We start from the raw sequence: 17,340 nt of genomic DNA on the forward strand, positions 1-17,340 counted from the left end.
GTCAGTGCTCAGGCTCCTCGATGACCGCCTTGTCGAACAACACCACGTTCCCCGTCCACCTGCAGGAGGCGCACCAGGTCAGGAAGATCCGCTCGGTCCCGCTCCACCACTCCGAGATCAACCCGCGCTCGAGCGACGCCGCGCACGACGGGCAGAACTTGGGCTTGTCGAGGAGGTGGTGGGCGGCGTCGGAGGCGAACCAGTCACCCGGCGGCGGGAGCAGGTAGGGGTCGGGCGGCATCTGAGGCATCGGCCCGTGATGGGCCGCCCGCATCGCCTGCTCGATCTCACGCACCGGACCCGGCCTTCTCACGCGCGGCGGCCGCGTCGCGGTGCAGCGCCAGCAGCTCCTCGCGGATCGGGCTGTAGCGCATCGAGCCGCCGTTGATCCACTGGTCGGTGAAGGCGGTGCCGGCCCCGAACTTGTCCTTCTCGCAGGGCAGGTCGATGACCTCGTGCTCGAAGCGCACGACGCCCGGTGGGTCCTCGCCGTCCTCGACGGACGCCATGGCCTCCTTGAACATCTTGCGCAGCATCGCGACGCCCTGGTCGGAGCGTCCCAGGTGCTCCTGGGTGCGGTCGGTGATCGCGCCCTGGGACACCCACGCCATGACGTCCTGGCCCTCGACGTAGTCGGTGACGAAGTCGCCGTTCTCGTCGAAGACCTCGTAGTCGTAGATCACCGGCCGCTCCTGCGGCTCCCAGGTCCCACCCTCGGGATGGTGGAGGGAGTAGAAGAGCTTCCACGTGGTGGTGTCGTCGATCGGCACGCGGATCTGCATCTGGTCGATCCACTGACCGCCGACGCGCATGCCGTAGGGGAAGACGAGCGGGTGCCCGATCGCCCAGTCGTCGTTCTCCTCGCCGTGACCCTCGAGCACGCGGCGCTTGATGATGCCGTACTCGAACTCGTCGAAGGCGACCTTGATGTGCTTCTTCTGGAACGACTTCGGGGCCTCGAAGCCCTGCGTCTGACCCAGGAACTCGAAGTACGCGCCGTGGAGCCACTCGACGTGGTGGGGATCGACCGAGTTCTCCATGATCTGCAGCCAGTTGCACGGCAGGGTGGCCACGCCGATGTCCCGGATGCCGTCGAGGACGTACACGTCGAAGCGCGGCAGCTCAGGGACCGGGGTGGGCCCCACGTAGACCCACACCATCCCACCCAGGGCCTGGGCCACGCCGGCCTTGGCCTTGATCTTGTCGCGGAACGTCGTGTTGTCGTTCTCGGCCGGCTGCTCCACGCACTGCCCGGAGAAGTCGTACTTCCAGCCGTGGTAGCCGCAGCGGATGCCGTCCTCGTGCACGATCCCGTAGGTCAGCGAGGCCCGACGGTGCGGGCAGGCCTCGCCGATGATCCCGTACCTGCCGGACGGGGTCTTGTACAGCGTCCAGTTCTCTCCCAGCAACCGCACCGTCTTGCTGGCTCGCTTGTCGAAGTCCTGCTCGAAAGCGATCGGGTACCAGTAGCGGCGCAGCAGCTCTCCCATCGGGGTACCGGGACCGACGCGGGTCAGTTCTTCGTTCTGCTCGACAGTCAGCATGGTGCTCTCTCTCCTTCTCAGATGGTTGGTGCGGCAGCGTCACTGCTCGAGCAGCGTGACCTTGCCGGTGTTGCCGTCCACGCGGATGAGCTGGCCGGTGCTGATGTTCTTCGTGGCGAAGGCGGTGCCGGTGACCGCGGGCAGGCCGTACTCACGGCACACGATGGCTGCGTGGCTCATCATGCCGCCGACGTCGGTGACCGTGGCCTTGATCTTGCCGAACACCGGGGCCCACGACGGGGCGGTCAGCGGCGCGACGAGGATCTCGCCGTCCTCGAGCTCGCTGATCTGGTCGGCGGAGAAGATCACGCGCGCCTTGCCCTCGACCAGGCCTGGCGAGGCCGCGAAGCCGGACAGCTCCCCGTCCGCGGAGTCGTCGCCCGAGTTGAGCCAGGCGGACACGGAGTCGGAGGTGATGCCCCACAGCATGACGGTGAAGGGCTCGGTCACGACCTCGGGAGGAACGCCGAGTGCCGGAGGTGCGGACCAACGCTTGAGCGCGTCGTGGATACCGCGCCGGCGCTCGATCTCCTTCGGCCAGTAGGCCGGGCCCCGGTGCGGGGCCCCGACCGACCAGCCCGCGAACAGGTCGAAGAGAACGTCGGAGATCTCGTTGCGACGGAACATGAACACGTCGTCGACGCTGGTGATGAACCCGGCGCCCTGGAGCACCTCACCCAGCTCGCGCATCTTGCGCCAGATGACCGAGTGGGCCCAGTGCTCGACGTAGAAGTTGTGGTTCTCGACGTACGGGAACACCGTGCGCGACAGTCCGAGCTTGCCGTCGAACGCGGCGCGGTCCTCGTCGGAGTCGAGCAGTTCGCGGTACTCACCGACGACGCGGTCGCGCTCCGCGTGAAGCGACTCCACCGGACGGTCGAGGTCCTCGCCGGCCTTGACCTTCTCCACGTAGCTGACGATGTAGCCCAGCGGCACCTCGACGTTCTGGATCCAGACCTTGTCGGAGTGGTAGAAGCCGGACCCGGTCGAGAAGTTGAACCACGGCTCCGCAGCCTTCTCCCACTCGGCGATCCAGGCGCGGCCGGCGTCGTCGGCCGAGAGCTTCTCCCAGGTCTGCGGGATGTTCTCGACGTCGAAGCGGTCGTCGACCCCGCTCGACACGGCCAGGCGGGCCAGCCGCTTGAGCTCGTCGTCGGGCCGGAACAGGTCGACGTCCACGCCGGCGACCATCTTGGCGATGGCCAGGTCCGGGATGGACGGGAAGGCGGCCTTGCAGAACCCGAAGAAGTCGAGGTAGGCGGCGTAGCCGAGGTTGAGGAACTCGAAGTGGTACTGCCACAGCGTCAGGGCCTTGTCGAGCAGGCCGTGGTAGGTGGAGAGAAGCCGGTCACCGGAGCCGCGTCCGGCGCCCGAGGTGATGACCTCCATGTCCTCCATCTCGGGGAGGGGGGAGAAGTCGAGCTCGGTCAGCTCCTGCACCAGGGCGCGGATCTTGACCAGCCAGTCGTCGTACAGCCGGTCCCAGTTGCCGAAGTAGTAGCCGGCTCGTTCCATGAAGAGCGGGACGCGTGCCTCGATCTCCGACTCGGGAGCGGGCACGGGGCTGAGGTAGACGTAGCCGTTGAGGATCCTGAAGTCCACGCCGAAGGCGGGCGGCACGAGATAGTGCCGGGTGTTGTACTGCCCGAGCGAGGCGATCGCGAACTCGAAGAGCGTGGTGTCCCACGGGGTCATGGCCTCGGGCCAGTGGACGCCGTCGTGGAACCAGAAGCCACTGTCCTCGTAGTCGCGACGGTCCTCGCTGAACAGCGACGAGTACGTGTAGAGCTCCTGCCATCCCTCCGCACCCTCGGGTGTGGTGATGTCGAACGGGCTGGGGAATCGATCTGCCATGGTGCCCTCCTCGGGTCACGCCGGTGGTTGAGCGGTTGAGGTTCGCGGTCGGCCGGCTTCCCTCGCCGGCAGGGTGCTGACCCGAGTCAGGCGGGCTGCACTCCCTTCTTGGCGTAGTGAGGGTTGACCAGGGTGTCGACGATGGAGGCCAGGGAGTCGGCCTTCGCGCCGACGACGTGCCTCTTCTTGCTCCAGACGGTCTCGGGTCGGGCCTGCAGCAGCACCACGTTCTCGCGTGCCGGCAGGTCCTCGTCGACGGCCCACTCGATGTCCTGCGGGCTGCCGTAGTGCTTCTCTGCCGTGCGCGCCAGTCGGGCGACGGCGACGATCTCCTCATCCGTGAGCGACGGGGCGTTGACCTTGTCCGCGGGCAGCTCGACACGGCCCACGGTGGGGTGGCCCCCGTTCACCCCGTCCACCAGCAGGTGCGCGTGCGTCTTGGGGCTGATCGTCCGCCGGTTGATCGACCACATCACCTTGTCGACGAGGAAGTTGTCCGGCGTGACGTCACCGGAGACGACGCCCTCGCCGAAGCCCCACGCTGCGTCGATGCAGATCCCCGAACGGTCCCCGTTGGTCGGGTCGAGCGTGAACGCGACGCCGGCAGCGCGAGGCCGGACCATCTTCTGCACCGCGACGGCCATGTGGATCTCGTCGTGCTTGTAGCCCATCTTGTTGCGATAGGTGATGGCGCGGTCGGTGAAGAGGCTGGCCCAGCACTCGCGGATCTTCTGGAGGACCTCGTCGATCCCGCAGACCCAGAGGTAGGTGTCGTGCTCGCCGGCGAAGGAGGCGTCGGGTGAGTCCTCGGCGGTGGCGGAGGAGCGCACGGCGACCGGGACGTCGGGAACACCGGACAGCTCGCAGAGCTCGGCGTACAGCTGGGTGACGCGTTCCTTGTGCTCTGCCGCGATCGGCCAGGTCTTCACGAGCTCCCGCGTCTGCGCCGCGGCTCGGGCCAGCTCCGCTGATCCCTCCTCGAGGTCCGCGACCAGCGCGCTGGCCTCGGCCATGACCCCCGAGGCCTCCCGCGCGTCTCCGAAGACCCGCGTGGTGACGGCGAAGCCCGGCGGCACGGGGAGCCCGGCCTGACTCATCGCCCCGAGAGATGCGCACTTGCCTCCGACCTGGCCGTGGAACTCACTGGCCAGGGAGCCGAAGGGGATGGCACTGGGGCACTCGGTCATGACGGTCACTCCTGGAATCGGGTGTCGGAGTTGGGAGGGAGAGCGTCGAGGTCGGGGATCACGACCTCCTGGACCCGGTTGCGGTAGAGCACCAGCGCCGTTCGGCCACCGGCCACGAGCCGGACGCGGACGAACTCGGTATTGAAGGGCTCACCGGGGTCGTATCCCATGGCGAGGGTGGCGAAGGCCCGGATCGGGCCGGAGTGGGTGGCGACCACGATGCTGCGGGCGTCCGTCGCCTCGCGGGCGGTCAGGATGCCGCGCCAGAAGCGGCGCACGCAGGACACGGGAGGTTCGAAGTACATCATCGGCATCGTGAGCCAGTGGGTGATCGGGTCGCCGCCGCCCTGCTGGATCCCCCAGAACCGGTCGACGTCCACCAGCCAGCCGGGGCGTTCCCCGAGGCCGACCCGCTCGTACTTCTCCATCTCCCGGTGGTACAGCCGGAAGGCGCTCGTGACGTCGCGAGGGCCCTCGGGTGTCGCCACCTCGAAGTTGCGGAAGTTGCGGTCGTCGTGGAGCTCGCTCACGTCCGGCTCGCCTCGCCCGTAGAGGGCGACGTTGTCGAGGAGGCCGCGGCGCAGGTGCTCGGCCGTCTGACGCGCCCGGTTGGTCGGGGCGCACAGCAGCTCGACCTTCTGCCCGTCGAACACGCGTCGGGCGAGCTCCTGCCCGCGCCGGTGCGCCTGCCAGGACCCGAGCGGCGTGAGGCCCGACTCGGAGGAGTAGCCCTGGGTCTCGCCATGACGGACCAGGTAGATGTCGCAGTCCACGTCGGCCAACTGGTCCCGACGCTCGGGGACGATCTCCCGGGTGCGGGTCACCTCCGCCCACGCCCGCGAGACCCCGACGACGTCGCCGTCGTACAGGACGGGATCGCTGCGGTGGTCCCCGCGGCCGCGGAACTGGCGCAGGTACAGGGGTACCGACGCGTCCTCCTCGGCGGGCGCCGGCTCGGTGGCCGGCACGGCCTGGCCGGTGCGGCGTGCCCGGTGGCGGGTCAGGTAGGCCGGGGCGTCGGGCCGCTCCGTGCGGGGCAGTGCCGGGGAGCCCGCGTGCTCGTCGATCGACATCTCCCGCGCTTCAGCTGTGCACCGTGAGGAACTGCTGGTTCACGACGCCGTCGTAGTAGAACATCGCCCGGCCCATCTCGGCCTCGGTCCACGTGACCGGCTCGGCGCCGGGGTCGACCCAGTAGCCGCCCGTGAACATCTCGTTGCGGTTCCCGAGCGGGTCGAAGAAGTAGAGGCACTGACCGCGGGTGGCGCCGTGCCGCGTGGGGTTCGTCTCCACGTTGACCCCGTGGTAGACGCAGGCATCCGCGGCGTTGCGGAGGTCGTTCCACCCGTCGACCCAGTAGGCGAAGTGGTGGAGCCCCCGGTTGGGGCCCGTGATGAAGGCGATGTCGTGGGAGCGATGGGACACCTCGAGCCAGCTCGCGATCTGGTACCCGTCGTCGCCCAGGACCTGCTCGGTCAGGCGGAAGTCGAGGTGCGCGGTGAGGAAGCGCGTGTTCGTGTCGACCTCCTCGGCGGTGAGGAACACGTGGTCCACCCGCGGCGGCGCGATGCCCGTGAGCCCCATCGGCCGCGGGGGCGGATTGGTCTGCGGGAGCAGGTTGCCCACCTGCTGCATGCCGTAGACGAGCTCCATCTCGTGACCGCTGGGCAGCTCGAAACGGATCGAGGTGCCGTGGCCGGGCGCCCACTCGTCGGCCGCGTAGCGGCGAACGGCGACGCCGGCTGCCTCCAGACGCTCCTGGTAGTGATCGAGGTCTTCGGCGTCGGTCACCTTGAAGCCGAAGTGGTTCAGGCCATGGGTGGGCTCCATCGTCAGCACGACGCTGTGGTGCTGGTGCTCGTCCCAGCACTTCATGAAGACCCGACGGGAGTCTCGCCCGGTCTCGATCATGCCGATGACCTCGGAGTAGTAGGCGGTGGCGAGCTCGAGGTCGGGGACGCGGATCTCGACGTGGGACAGGCGCAGGATGGTCATCAGGTGTGCACTCTCATGAATCGGTCGTTGACCTCGCCCTCGTAGTAGAAGACGGCGCGGCCGATGTTGTCCTCGGTCCACGTCAGGGTCGGGAAGTCGGGGTCGGGGCGGTAGCCGCCGGTGAAGACCTCGTTGCGGGTGCCGAGGGGGTCGAAGAAGTAGATGGTCGTTCCCCGGGTGATGCCGTGACGGGTCGGTCCGACGTCGAGCTGGATGCCGTTGTAGGCCAGCACGTCGGCGCTGTCACGCACGTCGTCCCAGTCGTCGAGCCAGAACGCGAAGTGGTGCAGACCACCGTTGGGCCCGTGCACGATCGCCAGGTCGTGCGGTGAGTGAGAGCGTTCGAGCCAGGTGCCCAGCTGGTGTCCGTTGCCGTCGAGCAGCTGCTCGGTGATGCGGAAGCCGAGGACGTCCATGAAGAACCGTGTCGACTCGCCGACCTCTTCGGCGTTGATGAGCGTGTGGTCCATCCGCGGCGGACAGATCCGGTCGCGGGCGAACGGCTCGTCGTCGGAGGCGGGTTCGAGGAGGTGCCGGGGCCGTGAGGTCCCCACCTTCTCGACGTCGGCGACCAGCTCCATGATGTGGCCACTGGGAGTCGAGAACCGGATCGACTCTCCCTGCCCCAGGGTCTCGCCCCGGCTGATCCGCTCGACGGGGAAGCCGTAGCGGCTGACGCGGTTCTCGAGGTCGGCGAGGTCGTCCTCGTGGTGGACCTTGAAGGACATCAGGTCCATGCCCATGCGCTGGGCGTAGCGCAGCCGCAGCGAGTGGTGGTCCTCCTCGTCCCAGCACTTGAGGTAGACCGAGTCGTCCGTGCGGGCGGTGATCTCCATCCCCATCACGCCGGTGTAGTAGGCGGCCGCCAGGTCGAGGTCGGTGACGGTCACGTCGACGTGGCCCAGGCGGAGGATGCCGCGCGAGCGGCCGGGCACGGTGGGGCGGCCGCTCATGGCGTGGGCCTGGCGGGTGTCGGACGGGTCGAACCGGGCGCCGTCGGCCGGGGCGTCCTTGGCGAACTCTCGCCGCATGCCGGCGGGAGTTCCTTCCACGAGGTCCTCGAGCCCTGTGACGCCATTCACATGTGCCATGTCGAAACCATGACCCGCGGAACGCCGATCCGGTGGACCCGTTCCGCTATACAGAACACAAGGTGTCCAATACGCAGCCCGGGGGCCACCCTGATCCTGTGACCACCGACACCTCCCAGGGCGAGGGCCCCGCCGGCCCGGAGGCCATGCGCGAACTGGTCAGGGCCTACGTGTACGCCGTGCACGCGGCGTACCTCGACCACACCCGTCACCTGTCCGCGGGCGAACGGGGCGCGCTGCCCCTGGTCGCCGGTGAGCACCTCACCGTCGTCGCGGCCGCCTCCCGTCAGCTGCACCTCGTCGCCACCACGGACACCCTTCCGGCTCCGCAGGGTCGCGAGGTCGAGTACGCGGACGAGCACCTCGGGGTGACGTGGCGCCTGCGGTTCTACGACCCCTCGGTGGTCCCGGCGCTCGGCCTGCTCGTGGACGACCGCGCCGAGGAGGTGCGGAGGGTCCTGGGGATCGGGGACACGCTCTACCACCTGTCCGTGGACGTCGGCGGTGGTCTGGGGGTGCACCACGCCCAGCACTCCGGCGTCGCGCTGGCCAACCAGCACACCAAGCAGTTCCGTGACCTCGAGCGGGTGCGCCGGGCGCTCCCGCAGCGCGAGCAGAGCATCGACGAGCTGGGCGTGTGCGTACGCAACGGCCTGGCACGCGCGGCTGCGCTGCTGGCGGCCGACCTGAGCTCGGGCCGCCTGGACGCGGGCTCGGCCGGCTCCGCGGCGGACAGCCTCGCCGCGCTCGCGGACGACGTGGCGCGATGAGCGACGGGGCGTCTCCCGGGGAACGGTTGTCGAGCGTCGCGGCCGCCGCCCGCATCCTGCGGGAGTTCGGCAAGCACAGCACCCAGCTCGGTGTCACCCAGCTCGCCCACCGGGTCGGGGTCGGGAAGAGCACGGCCCACCGCGTCATCTGGACCCTCGTCCAGGAAGGGCTGCTGGAGAAGGTCGAGGAGACGGGGCTGTTCCGGCTGACGGCGACGATGCGCTCGCTGGGAGCGAGTGCCGAGACCGCACAGCGACTGCACGAGGCGTCGACGCTGCCGCTCGACCATCTCCGAGCGGTGACCTCGGGCACGATGCACATCGGCATCCTCGACGGCCACGACGTGCTCTACGTCGAGCGGCGCGAGGGGCCGGGCGCGATACCCGTGTTCCGGGAGGTCGGGGCTCGCAACGCCGCCCATGCCACGTCCAGCGGCAAGGTGCTGCTCGCGTTCCTGCCCCCTGACCAGCAGAAGCGCACGGTGAGTGAGATGCGGTTGAGCGCGAAGACGCCTCGCACGATCACCACGACGGCCGCTCTCCTCGAGGAGCTCGCCACCATCCGGCGGCAGGGCTTCGCGGAGAACCGGGGCGAGTCGGAGCCGGGGATGTGCTCCATCGCCGCCCCGATCCGCGACCCCCTGGGGCGGGTGGTCGCCTCCGTCTCGATCGCCGAGCACGTCGGCGACGGCGAAGCCGGGATCCGCCATCTGGCGCATCCGCTGATGGACACGGCGGTGCGCATCTCCTCGGGGCTCGGGTGGCGACCGTGACGAGCCGGTGGGAGCGGGTGTGTCGGGTCGACGACGTCGCCGACGACCGGCCGGTGGGCCGGGTGGTCGGGACGTCTGGCCAGGACCGGGACCGGGTCTGCGTCGTCCAGGGACCAGCAGGCCGGCCGGTCGCGATGCTGGACCGCTGCCCCCACCGCGACATCTCCCTGTCCGGGGGCACGGTGCGGGACGGCACGCTGATCTGCCCGGGGCACTTCTGGCGCTTCGACCTCACCGACGGTCGGCGGACCGACCGGCCCACCGAGCGTGCCACCTTCTATCCCACCCGGATCGTCGACGGCTGGGTGGAGGCACTCCTCCCGCCGGCGGCGCGCCACCAGTCGATGCGTGCCTGGCTGCTCGAGCAGGCCGCCGCGAGGAGCCCCGCCATGCCCGAGCCCGCGCCCACCACCCCCGAGATCGGCCAGACCGCCGACGTGGCGGGTGTCGCCACGAACTACCACGACGAGGGCTCCGGCGCCCCGGTGGTGCTCGTCCACGGCTCGGGACCCGGTGTCAGCGCCTGGGCCAACTGGCGGCTGGCCCTGCCGGCGCTCTCCCAGCACGCGCGCGTGGTGGCCCCCGACCTGCTCGGGTTCGGCTACACCGAGCGACGATCCGACGACCGCTACGACATGGACGCGTGGACCGACCACCTGGTCGGCTTCCTGGACGTGCTGGAGCTCGATCGCGTGGCGCTGGTGGGCAACAGCTTCGGCGGGGCGCTGGCCCTCCGCCTGGCCACGCGTCACCCGGATCGGGTGGGCAAGCTGGTGCTGATGGGGAGCGTCGGGACCCGCTTCGCGCTCACGCCGGGGCTGGAGGCCGCCTGGGGGTTCGAGCCGTCGCTGCGCGCCATGCGTGACCTGCTCGACGTCTTCGCCTACGACCGGGACCTCGTCGATGACGACCTGGCCCGCCTCCGGCTGGATGCGGCCACCCGACCCGGGGTGCAGGAGGCCTTCAGTGCGATGTTCCCCGCGCCGCGACAGGCGCACGTGGACGCGATGGCGGTCGACGAGGAGCTCGTGCGCGGCATCGACGTGCCCACCCTGGTCGTGCACGGACGCGACGACCGGGTGATCCCCCTCGAGACCTCGTTGCGGCTGCACGAGCTGATCGACGACTCGCAGCTGCACGTGTTCGGCCGGTGCGGCCACTGGGTGCAGATCGAGCGCGCCGATGACTTCCACCGCCTCGTGATCGACTTCCTCCGCGACGAGGGAGCCGGACCGGCCCGGACCTGATCGCTCGCCGGGGCACGAGCCGATGCCGGCGTCTCCACAGGAGTCCCGCTCAGCTGTGGGAATCGGGGCCCATCCAGTGGACAGGGAGGGGTCTGCCTGTGGACCATCCGCCGACTTTCGGTGGAACCAGAAGAATGTGGGCGAAAGCCCTTGCGGCCCGGCTCGCCAGGGCATAGAACTTCTCCCACGCACTCCGGCAACGGAGAGCGGGACAGCTCGGAGACGAGGGTCCGTACGACGGAGACCCAGCTTGCTGGGAAGCCGTCGCGGAGGCTGGGTGACGAAGCCGCCGGGACCGGAGTCGAGGAGCCGTCGATCGGGAGCGTCGCCAGTACCGATCACCTGAAGGGCCCTTGGGACTCATACTCTCGAGGGCCCTTCGCCTATTTCCCAGCGCCCTTCGCTAATTCCGGACGCCGCCGGGATCGAGGAGGATGGCGCCGTGCACGACCTCTTCCGCTCCGCGGGCGCCCTGCGACCGGCGTACGCCGCCGTCGACTGGGCGGCCACGCCGCTCGGTCCGCCGGAGGAGTGGAGTCCCGCGCTGGTCAACGCGGTCGACCTGGCGCTCAACACCGGCTTCCCGATCACCCTCCTGTGGGGTCCCGAGGCGGTCCTGGTCTACAACGAGAGCTACGTCGACATCCTCGCCGAGAAGCATCCGTGGGCGCTCGGGCGACCGGTCCTCGAGGTCTTCTCCGAGGCCCGCGAGCTGGTCGACGGCATGCACCGGTACGTCATGGAGCGGGACGAGGCCGTCTACGTCGAGGACGAGCTCGTGCCCCTGGTCCGCAACGGGCACCTGTCCGAGGAGTACTTCACGTTCGCCTACTCCCCGGTGCACGGCTGCGAGGGCCGGGTCGAGGGCGTCATCGACATCGTGGCCACCACGACCGCGCAGGTGATCGCCGGTCGGCGGCTGCGGCTGCTCATCCGGCTCGGGACCGCCCTCACCGAGGCCGACACCGCCCCGGACGTCCTCGAGCGTGCGCTCGAGGTGCTGGACGAGGACACCCAGGACGTCGTGGCGTCCGGGTTCGTGGAGGGTGCGGCGACGGAGGAGACCCTGGTCGACGGCGACGACGGCGAGCCGGTGCTGCTGATCCCGCTGCAGGGGCGCGGCGTCGCCTGCGGGACCGCGCTCCGGGTCACGCTCAGCATGCTGCTCGCGGCCGACGACGAGGCGTACCGGGAGTTCCTGCGGCTCGTGGTCCGCACGATCGACCAGGCGCTCGACCGCGTGCAGGCCATCTCGTCCGAGCGGTCGTTCTCCGAGGCACTCCAGCGCAGCCTCCTCACGCAGCCGGTGAGCACGCCACGGATCGACGTGGCGGTGCGCTACCAGCCCGCGAGCGAGGGGGGCCGGATCGGCGGCGACTGGTACGACTCCTTCCGCCTCCCGGACGGACGGCTCGCCCTCGTCGCACAGCCCGATGGTCGAACGCCGGCCACCCGCCGCCGGTCCTGGTCGACGCCGGCGGTCGGGCGTCGCTGGTGACCGCGGACCCCGACCTCCTGCTCGGCCTCGACCCGGCGTACGACCGTGCCGACCACGCACTCGACCTCGGCCCGGGCGCCACGCTCGTGCTCTACACCGACGGCCTGGTCGAGCGGCGCGGGGTCTCCCTCGAGGACAGCCTGCAGCGGCTGGTCGAGGCGCTGGCCGACCGGCAGCTCCTGAGCGCCGACGAGCTGTGCGAGCACCTGCTCACCGAGGTCGGGGGTGCGATCGAGGACGACGTCGCCCTGCTGGTGCTCCGGGTCCGCGGGTGAGGCCTGAGACGGGGAATCGGCTGACCCACGGGTAACCGCGACACTGGGCGCGTGGTCATGTACACCGTCCTCCACACGGTCGTCCCGCCGGTCGCGAAGCTGGTCTGGCGGCCGACGGTGACCGGGCTCGAGAACGTGCCGCGCACCGGCGCGGTCATCATCGCGAGCAACCACCTCAGCTTCGCCGACTCCCTCGTGATCCCGATCGTGGCGCCGCGCAAGGTGCACTTCCTGGCGAAGTCCGACTACTTCGCCGGCGGGGGCATCAAGGGCACGCTCCAGAAGGCCTGGTTCGAGGGGATGGGCATGCTGCCCGTCGACCGCGACGACCCGAAGGCGGCGCTCGGCAGCCTCGACACCGCGCTCGAGGTGCTCCGCCGCGGCGAGGCGTTCGGCCTCTACCCCGAGGGCACCCGCTCCCGCGACGGCCGGCTCTACCGCGGCCGCACCGGCGTCGCCCACCTCGCGCTCACGGCGGGCGTGCCGGTCGTCCCCGTCGGCATCACCGGCACCGAGAAGCTCCAGCCCGTCGGCTCGAGGCTCCCGCGGATCGTCCCGATCGCGGTGCGGTTCGGCGCCCCCATCGAGGTCGCCGGCCGGTACGCCGGCGTCCCGCTCGGCAAGGCCCGCCGGCTCGTGACCGACGAGATCATGACCGCGATCCAGGCGCTGTCGGGCCAGGAGGAGGCCGGGGTCTACAACGACCGCGCCCCCGACGCCTGAGCGGGTCACGCGTCAGCCCGGTCAGGTGGCGTTCGTGATCCGGGACGGCCCGGCGGCGCCGGCGGTCCGCCCTTTCGGCGCAATTGCGCCGAATGGACGACCCAGGCACGGTTCAGGCTGCCCTTGCGGCGCAATTGCGCTGCTCGAACGACGGCGGTTCGCGCCTCCGGCGGACCGGCCCAACTCGCTGGCAGAGGTTGCCGGAGAACGGCGGTCCGGTCGGCAACCTCTGCCGTGGCCGCCGGGGAACCGGACCGGTTGAATCGGGGTGAGGGCGACAGCGCCGATCTCCAGATCACGACGTACCACCTGCCCCACCTGCCCCACCTGGAAGGGATCAAGCCATGACCCGGCGCATCCGGATCGGCATCGACACCGGCGGGACGTTCACCGACGTCGTCGCCTTCGACGAGGACTCGGGAGAGCTCGTCACGACCAAGACCCCCTCGACGCCGAGCAATCCGGCCGACGGCTTCCTCGCCGGCATCGACAAGGTCCTCGGCCTGCTCGGCGCGGGCGGCGCCGACATCGACGCCGTCAGCCACGGCACGACGGTCGCGACCAACCAGCTGCTCGAGGGCAAGGTCGACCGGCTCGGCTTCATCACCACGGCGGGCTACGAGGCGATGCTCGAGATCGCCCGCCAGTCGGTGCCCGACGGCTACGGCAACTCCTACTTCTGGGTGAAGCCGGACCGGATCGTGCCGCGCGACCTGGTCAAGGGTGTCGAGGGCCGCCTCGACTTCACCGGCGCCGAGGTCCGCCCCTTCGACGAGGCCGGCGCCCGCGCGGCCGCGCGCTGGTTCAGGGCGCAGGGCATCACCACGCTCGGCGTCTGCTTCCTGCACGCCTACGCCAACCCCGAGCACGAGGAGCGGATGCGCGCCGTGCTCGCCGAGGAGCACCCCGACGCGGTCGTGTCGCTGTCGAGCGAGGTGCTGCGCGAGTACCGCGAGTACGAGCGCGCGATGACCACGCTCGTCGACGCCGCCGTGAAGCCGCGGCTCTCGGCGTACGTCAACAACATCAAGAGCCGGCTCACCAGCCAGTTCGAACGGCAGGGCGACGACCGGACGATCCCGTTCTACGTGATGAAGTCCAACGGCGGCGTGCTCTCGGCCGACGAGGTCGTGCACCAGCCGATCACCACCGTGCTCTCCGGCCCGGCCGCGGGCGCCCTCGGCGCCGCGCTGATCGCCAAGGTCGCCGGCTTCGACCGGGTGCTGACCTCCGACGGCGGAGGTACGTCGACCGACGTCTCCGTGGTCATCGACGGCGAGCCGACGCTGACGACCGAGGGCTCGGTCGGCGCGTTCCCGTCGAAGATCCCGATGATCGACGTCGTCACCGTCGGCGCGGGCGGCGGCTCGATCGCCTGGCTCAGCCCCGAGGGCACGCTGAAGGTCGGCCCGCAGTCGGCGGGCGCCGACCCCGGCCCGCTCTGCTACGGCAAGGGCGGCACCGAGGTCACCATCACCGACGCCCACGTCTTCCTGGGCCGGATCCCCCCGCACCTGCTCGGCGGCGAGATCCCGCTCGACGTCGACGCCGCTCGCAACGGCATCGAGTCGCTGGCCAAGCAGCTCGGTCTCAGCCCCGAGGCCTGCGCCACCGGCATCCTCGAGATCTCCGCGTGGAACCAGGCCAACGCGCTGCGCCAGGTCACCGTCAAGCGCGGCCTCGACGTCCGCGACTTCACCCTCACCACGTTCGGGGGCTCGGGGTCGCTGCTGCTCTGCCGCCTGATGGACGTGCTCGACGTCCGCACCGTGCTGGTGCCGCCGAACCCCGGCAACGTGTCGGCCTTCGGCCTGCTCACCGTGGACGTCAAGAACGACTACGTCCGCACCCACGTGACCCTCGCGGAGAAGCTCGACCCGGAGGCGGTCGCCGGCATCTACGACGACCTCACCGCCCAGGCCGCCGAGGCGCTCACCAAGGAGGGCTTCGACCCGGCCGAGCACCAGTTCGCCCGGACCGCCGACCTGCGCTACTTCGGCCAGGCCTTCGAGGTGCGGGTGCCGGTCGCCGCCGACCTCGACCCCGCCGCCGTCGCCGCCGCCTTCCACGCCGAGCACCAGGCGCTCTACGGCTACGACTTCTCCGGCGACGACTCCCAGCAGGTCGAGTGGGTCAACCTCCGCGTCTCGGGCATCGGCCCGATCCAGCGCCCGGAGATCCAGCGCCACGACGGCGCCGGCGCGACCCCGGCGGAGAAGGGACGTCGCGACGTCTGCTTCGACCCCGACGAGGGGTACGTCGACACCCCGGTGCTCTGGCGTCCCGACCTCGTCCCGGGCACGGTCGTCCGCGGCCCGGTCATCGTCGAGGAGTTCGGCTCGACCGTCCCCGTCCACCCCGGTTTCGACGTCCGCGTCGACGAGTACCTCAACCTGATCGTCACGAGGAGCCAGGCATGAGCCGCCGCGCGCCCACGCAGTTCCCCTTCGGCAGCCTGACCGCGGACGCCGGCGCGAGCGCCGACCCGGTGCTCGTCGAGATCGTCCAGGGCTCCCTGGCGAGCGTCGAGATGGAGGTCGAGACCGCCATCGCACGCACGAGCCGCAGCCCGATGATCCGCGACGCGCACGACTTCCGTGCGGGCATCCACGACCGGCTGCTGCGCAAGCTGACCGGCCGGTCGTACTCCGCCCTCGTGCACCCGATCGCCCGGGACTTCCCGATCGAGGAGATGCAGGAGGGCGACGTCTTCTTCCACAACGACGTCTACCGCTCCGAGGGCGGCATCGGCCACCTGCCGGACCTCTGCGTCACCGTGCCCGTGTTCTCCGGCGCCCCGGGAGAGCGCAGGGTCGTCGCGTTCGTCCAGGCCTTCGGCCACCACGACGACATCGGCGGCGCCGTCCCCGGCTCGATGCCGAGCAACGCCACGAGCGTGTTCGAGGAGGGCCTGATGGTCCCGCCGATCCGCCTGTGGGACGCGGGCGTGCCCAACAGGGCCGCGCTGTCGATCATGACCCGCAACTCGCGCATGCCCGAGTCGCTCGCGGCCGACCTGGACGCCGAGTGCTCCGCCTGCCTCATGGGCGCGCGCCGGCTCGGCGAGCTCTTCGACCGGTACGGCGTCGAGACGGTCGAGTCCTGCTTCGACGCGATCATCGCCCGCACCACCGACACCTACCGCCGCGAGATCCTCGGCAAGATCCCGGTCGGCAGCTGGACGTGGGAGGACTACGCCGAGCACGACGGTGTGGACGAGCCGATGCTGCACACGCAGCGGATCACGCTCACCCGCACCGCGGCCGACGACCCCGAGGGGGAGCGGCTGATCCTCGACTTCGACGGCACCTCGCCGCAGGCCAAGGGCCCGATCAACCACTGCGGCGACTACAGCGACGGCGTCTTCCTCAAGAAGTGGCTGGCGCCGATCCTGCGGAACCTCGCCGACACCCCCGAGCGGATGGCCGAGCTCGACGTCAACGAGGGCATCGTGCCGCTCATCGAGATGCGGTTCCCCGAGCCCGGCACGCTGCTGACGCCGATCTTCCCGGCGCCCACCAACGCCCGCACGTTCGTGATCCTGCGGCTGCTCGGCGTCCTGGCGGGCGTCGTCGCCAAGGCGGTCGACGGCCGGATGCCCGCCGACCAGGAGACGATCCGCTACACCGGCGTGTACGGCGAGGACCTGGACGGCCGCCCGTACCTCATGCGCGAGGTGCTCGGCGGGGGCTCCGGCGGCCGCTACTACGCCGACGGCGAGGACACCATCCACGTCGTGCCGGACTCGCGGAACCTGCCGACCGAGTTCACCGAGGCGCGCTTCCCGTTCCGCGTCGAGTCGCTCTCGCTCGCCATGGACAGCGGGGGAGCGGGCCGGTTCCGCGGCGGCCTGGGCTACGAGAAGCACATCCGGATGCTCAAGGACGGCCACTTCATGTCGATCGCCGACCGGTCGATCCTGGCCTGCTGGGGCGTGAAGGGCGGCCTGGCCGGCAGGCCCTTCGAGGTCACCATCGACCCGGGCGGCCCGAACGAGCGCGAGGTCGACGCCCTCGCCGACGCCGAGCCGATCAAGGCCGGTGAGGTGGTCCGCATCCGCACCACCGGCGGCGGCGGTTGGGGCGACCCGCTCGAGCGCGACCCGGGCCTCGTCGTCCGCGACGTGGTGTGGCGCAAGGTCTCCCCGGAGGCCGCGCTGGCGTCGTACGGCGTCGTGCTGACCGGCTCCCTCGACGGCGACACGCTCGGGTACGACGAGGCGGCGACCGCCGCCGAGCGGGCGTCCCGGCCGCAGCCGAGCGAGGCGTTCTTCGACCGTGGCCCGGGCTACGCCGAGCTCGCCGGCGGCGCGGCGTTCGCCGCGGTCGACCTGGTCTGAGCAGCGCCCACCGCGGGCCACTTGTGGCCCGAATCGTCGAGGCG

At 70.5% G+C, this 17,340-nt stretch carries 15 protein-coding genes; 8 read left to right on the plus strand and 7 right to left on the minus strand.

Annotated features, from left to right (window positions below; all coding sequences use genetic code 11):
• Position 1: 1 nt before the first annotated feature.
• The 7 genes from ACYQ0U_RS02620 to ACYQ0U_RS02650 all read right to left on the minus strand — a co-directional run bounded on the left by ACYQ0U_RS02620 (position 2) and on the right by ACYQ0U_RS02650 (position 7,671).
• Entirely contained in the window at positions 2–295 is a 294-nt protein-coding gene (locus tag ACYQ0U_RS02620) for a hypothetical protein (RefSeq protein ID WP_459969096.1), read from the minus strand.
• Positions 288–1,544: a Rieske 2Fe-2S domain-containing protein gene (locus ACYQ0U_RS02625; protein ID WP_459969098.1), complete on the minus strand. Its 1,257-nt coding sequence runs from the start codon at positions 1,542–1,544 to the stop codon at positions 288–290. The genes ACYQ0U_RS02620 and ACYQ0U_RS02625 overlap by 8 nt, the downstream gene beginning before the upstream one ends.
• 39 nt (positions 1,545–1,583) lie before the next feature.
• The gene (locus ACYQ0U_RS02630) at positions 1,584–3,398 is read right to left on the minus strand and encodes a PEP-utilizing enzyme (RefSeq protein WP_459969100.1); all 1,815 of its coding nucleotides are present in this window, start codon (positions 3,396–3,398) and stop codon (positions 1,584–1,586) included.
• A gap of 86 nt (positions 3,399–3,484) precedes the next feature.
• Positions 3,485–4,585, minus strand: a complete 1,101-nt coding sequence (locus tag ACYQ0U_RS02635) for a PEP/pyruvate-binding domain-containing protein (protein WP_459969102.1) — start codon at positions 4,583–4,585, stop codon at positions 3,485–3,487.
• Positions 4,586–4,590: 5 nt separating this feature from the next.
• A complete protein-coding gene (locus ACYQ0U_RS02640; protein ID WP_459969104.1) occupies positions 4,591–5,658 on the minus strand; it encodes a histidine phosphatase family protein in 1,068 nt (355 codons plus the stop codon).
• 10 nt (positions 5,659–5,668) lie between these two features.
• Positions 5,669–6,580 carry a catechol 2,3-dioxygenase gene (locus ACYQ0U_RS02645; protein ID WP_459969106.1) on the minus strand — a complete coding sequence of 304 codons (912 nt, stop codon included), beginning with the start codon at positions 6,578–6,580 and terminating at the stop codon, positions 5,669–5,671.
• Entirely contained in the window at positions 6,580–7,671 is a 1,092-nt protein-coding gene (locus ACYQ0U_RS02650; RefSeq protein ID WP_459969108.1) for a catechol 2,3-dioxygenase, read from the minus strand. Before ACYQ0U_RS02650 ends, ACYQ0U_RS02645 begins: the two co-directional genes overlap by 1 nt.
• A gap of 98 nt (positions 7,672–7,769) precedes the next feature.
• Between ACYQ0U_RS02650 and ACYQ0U_RS02655 the strand changes: the two genes are divergently transcribed.
• The 8 genes from ACYQ0U_RS02655 (at position 7,770) to ACYQ0U_RS02690 (ending at position 17,296) form a co-directional block, all read left to right on the plus strand.
• The gene (locus ACYQ0U_RS02655; RefSeq protein ID WP_459969110.1) at positions 7,770–8,441 is read left to right on the plus strand and encodes a hypothetical protein; all 672 of its coding nucleotides are present in this window, start codon (positions 7,770–7,772) and stop codon (positions 8,439–8,441) included.
• Positions 8,438–9,214 (plus strand): IclR family transcriptional regulator, encoded by a 777-nt coding sequence (locus ACYQ0U_RS02660; protein WP_459969112.1) that lies wholly within the window; start codon positions 8,438–8,440, stop codon positions 9,212–9,214. The genes ACYQ0U_RS02655 and ACYQ0U_RS02660 overlap by 4 nt, the downstream gene beginning before the upstream one ends.
• On the plus strand, positions 9,211–10,461 hold the full coding sequence (locus ACYQ0U_RS02665; protein WP_459969114.1) for an alpha/beta fold hydrolase: 1,251 nt from the start codon (positions 9,211–9,213) through the stop codon (positions 10,459–10,461). Before ACYQ0U_RS02660 ends, ACYQ0U_RS02665 begins: the two co-directional genes overlap by 4 nt.
• Before the next feature lie 442 nt (positions 10,462–10,903).
• Complete coding sequence (locus ACYQ0U_RS02670) at positions 10,904–11,959, plus strand: PAS domain-containing protein (RefSeq protein ID WP_459969116.1); 1,056 nt, start codon at positions 10,904–10,906, stop codon at positions 11,957–11,959.
• Complete coding sequence (locus tag ACYQ0U_RS02675) at positions 11,926–12,234, plus strand: PP2C family protein-serine/threonine phosphatase (protein WP_459969471.1); 309 nt, start codon at positions 11,926–11,928, stop codon at positions 12,232–12,234. Before ACYQ0U_RS02670 ends, ACYQ0U_RS02675 begins: the two co-directional genes overlap by 34 nt.
• Before the next feature lie 57 nt (positions 12,235–12,291).
• Positions 12,292–12,957 carry a lysophospholipid acyltransferase family protein gene (locus ACYQ0U_RS02680; protein ID WP_459969473.1) on the plus strand — a complete coding sequence of 222 codons (666 nt, stop codon included), beginning with the start codon at positions 12,292–12,294 and terminating at the stop codon, positions 12,955–12,957.
• Between the two features lie 344 nt (positions 12,958–13,301).
• Positions 13,302–15,377, plus strand: coding sequence for a hydantoinase/oxoprolinase family protein (locus tag ACYQ0U_RS02685; RefSeq protein WP_459969118.1), 2,076 nt, complete (start codon positions 13,302–13,304; stop codon positions 15,375–15,377).
• A complete protein-coding gene (locus tag ACYQ0U_RS02690) occupies positions 15,374–17,296 on the plus strand; it encodes a hydantoinase B/oxoprolinase family protein (protein WP_459969120.1) in 1,923 nt (640 codons plus the stop codon). Before ACYQ0U_RS02685 ends, ACYQ0U_RS02690 begins: the two co-directional genes overlap by 4 nt.
• The last annotated feature ends 44 nt before the right edge of the window (positions 17,297–17,340 follow it).

It is taken from the genome of Nocardioides pyridinolyticus (assembly GCF_054653575.1).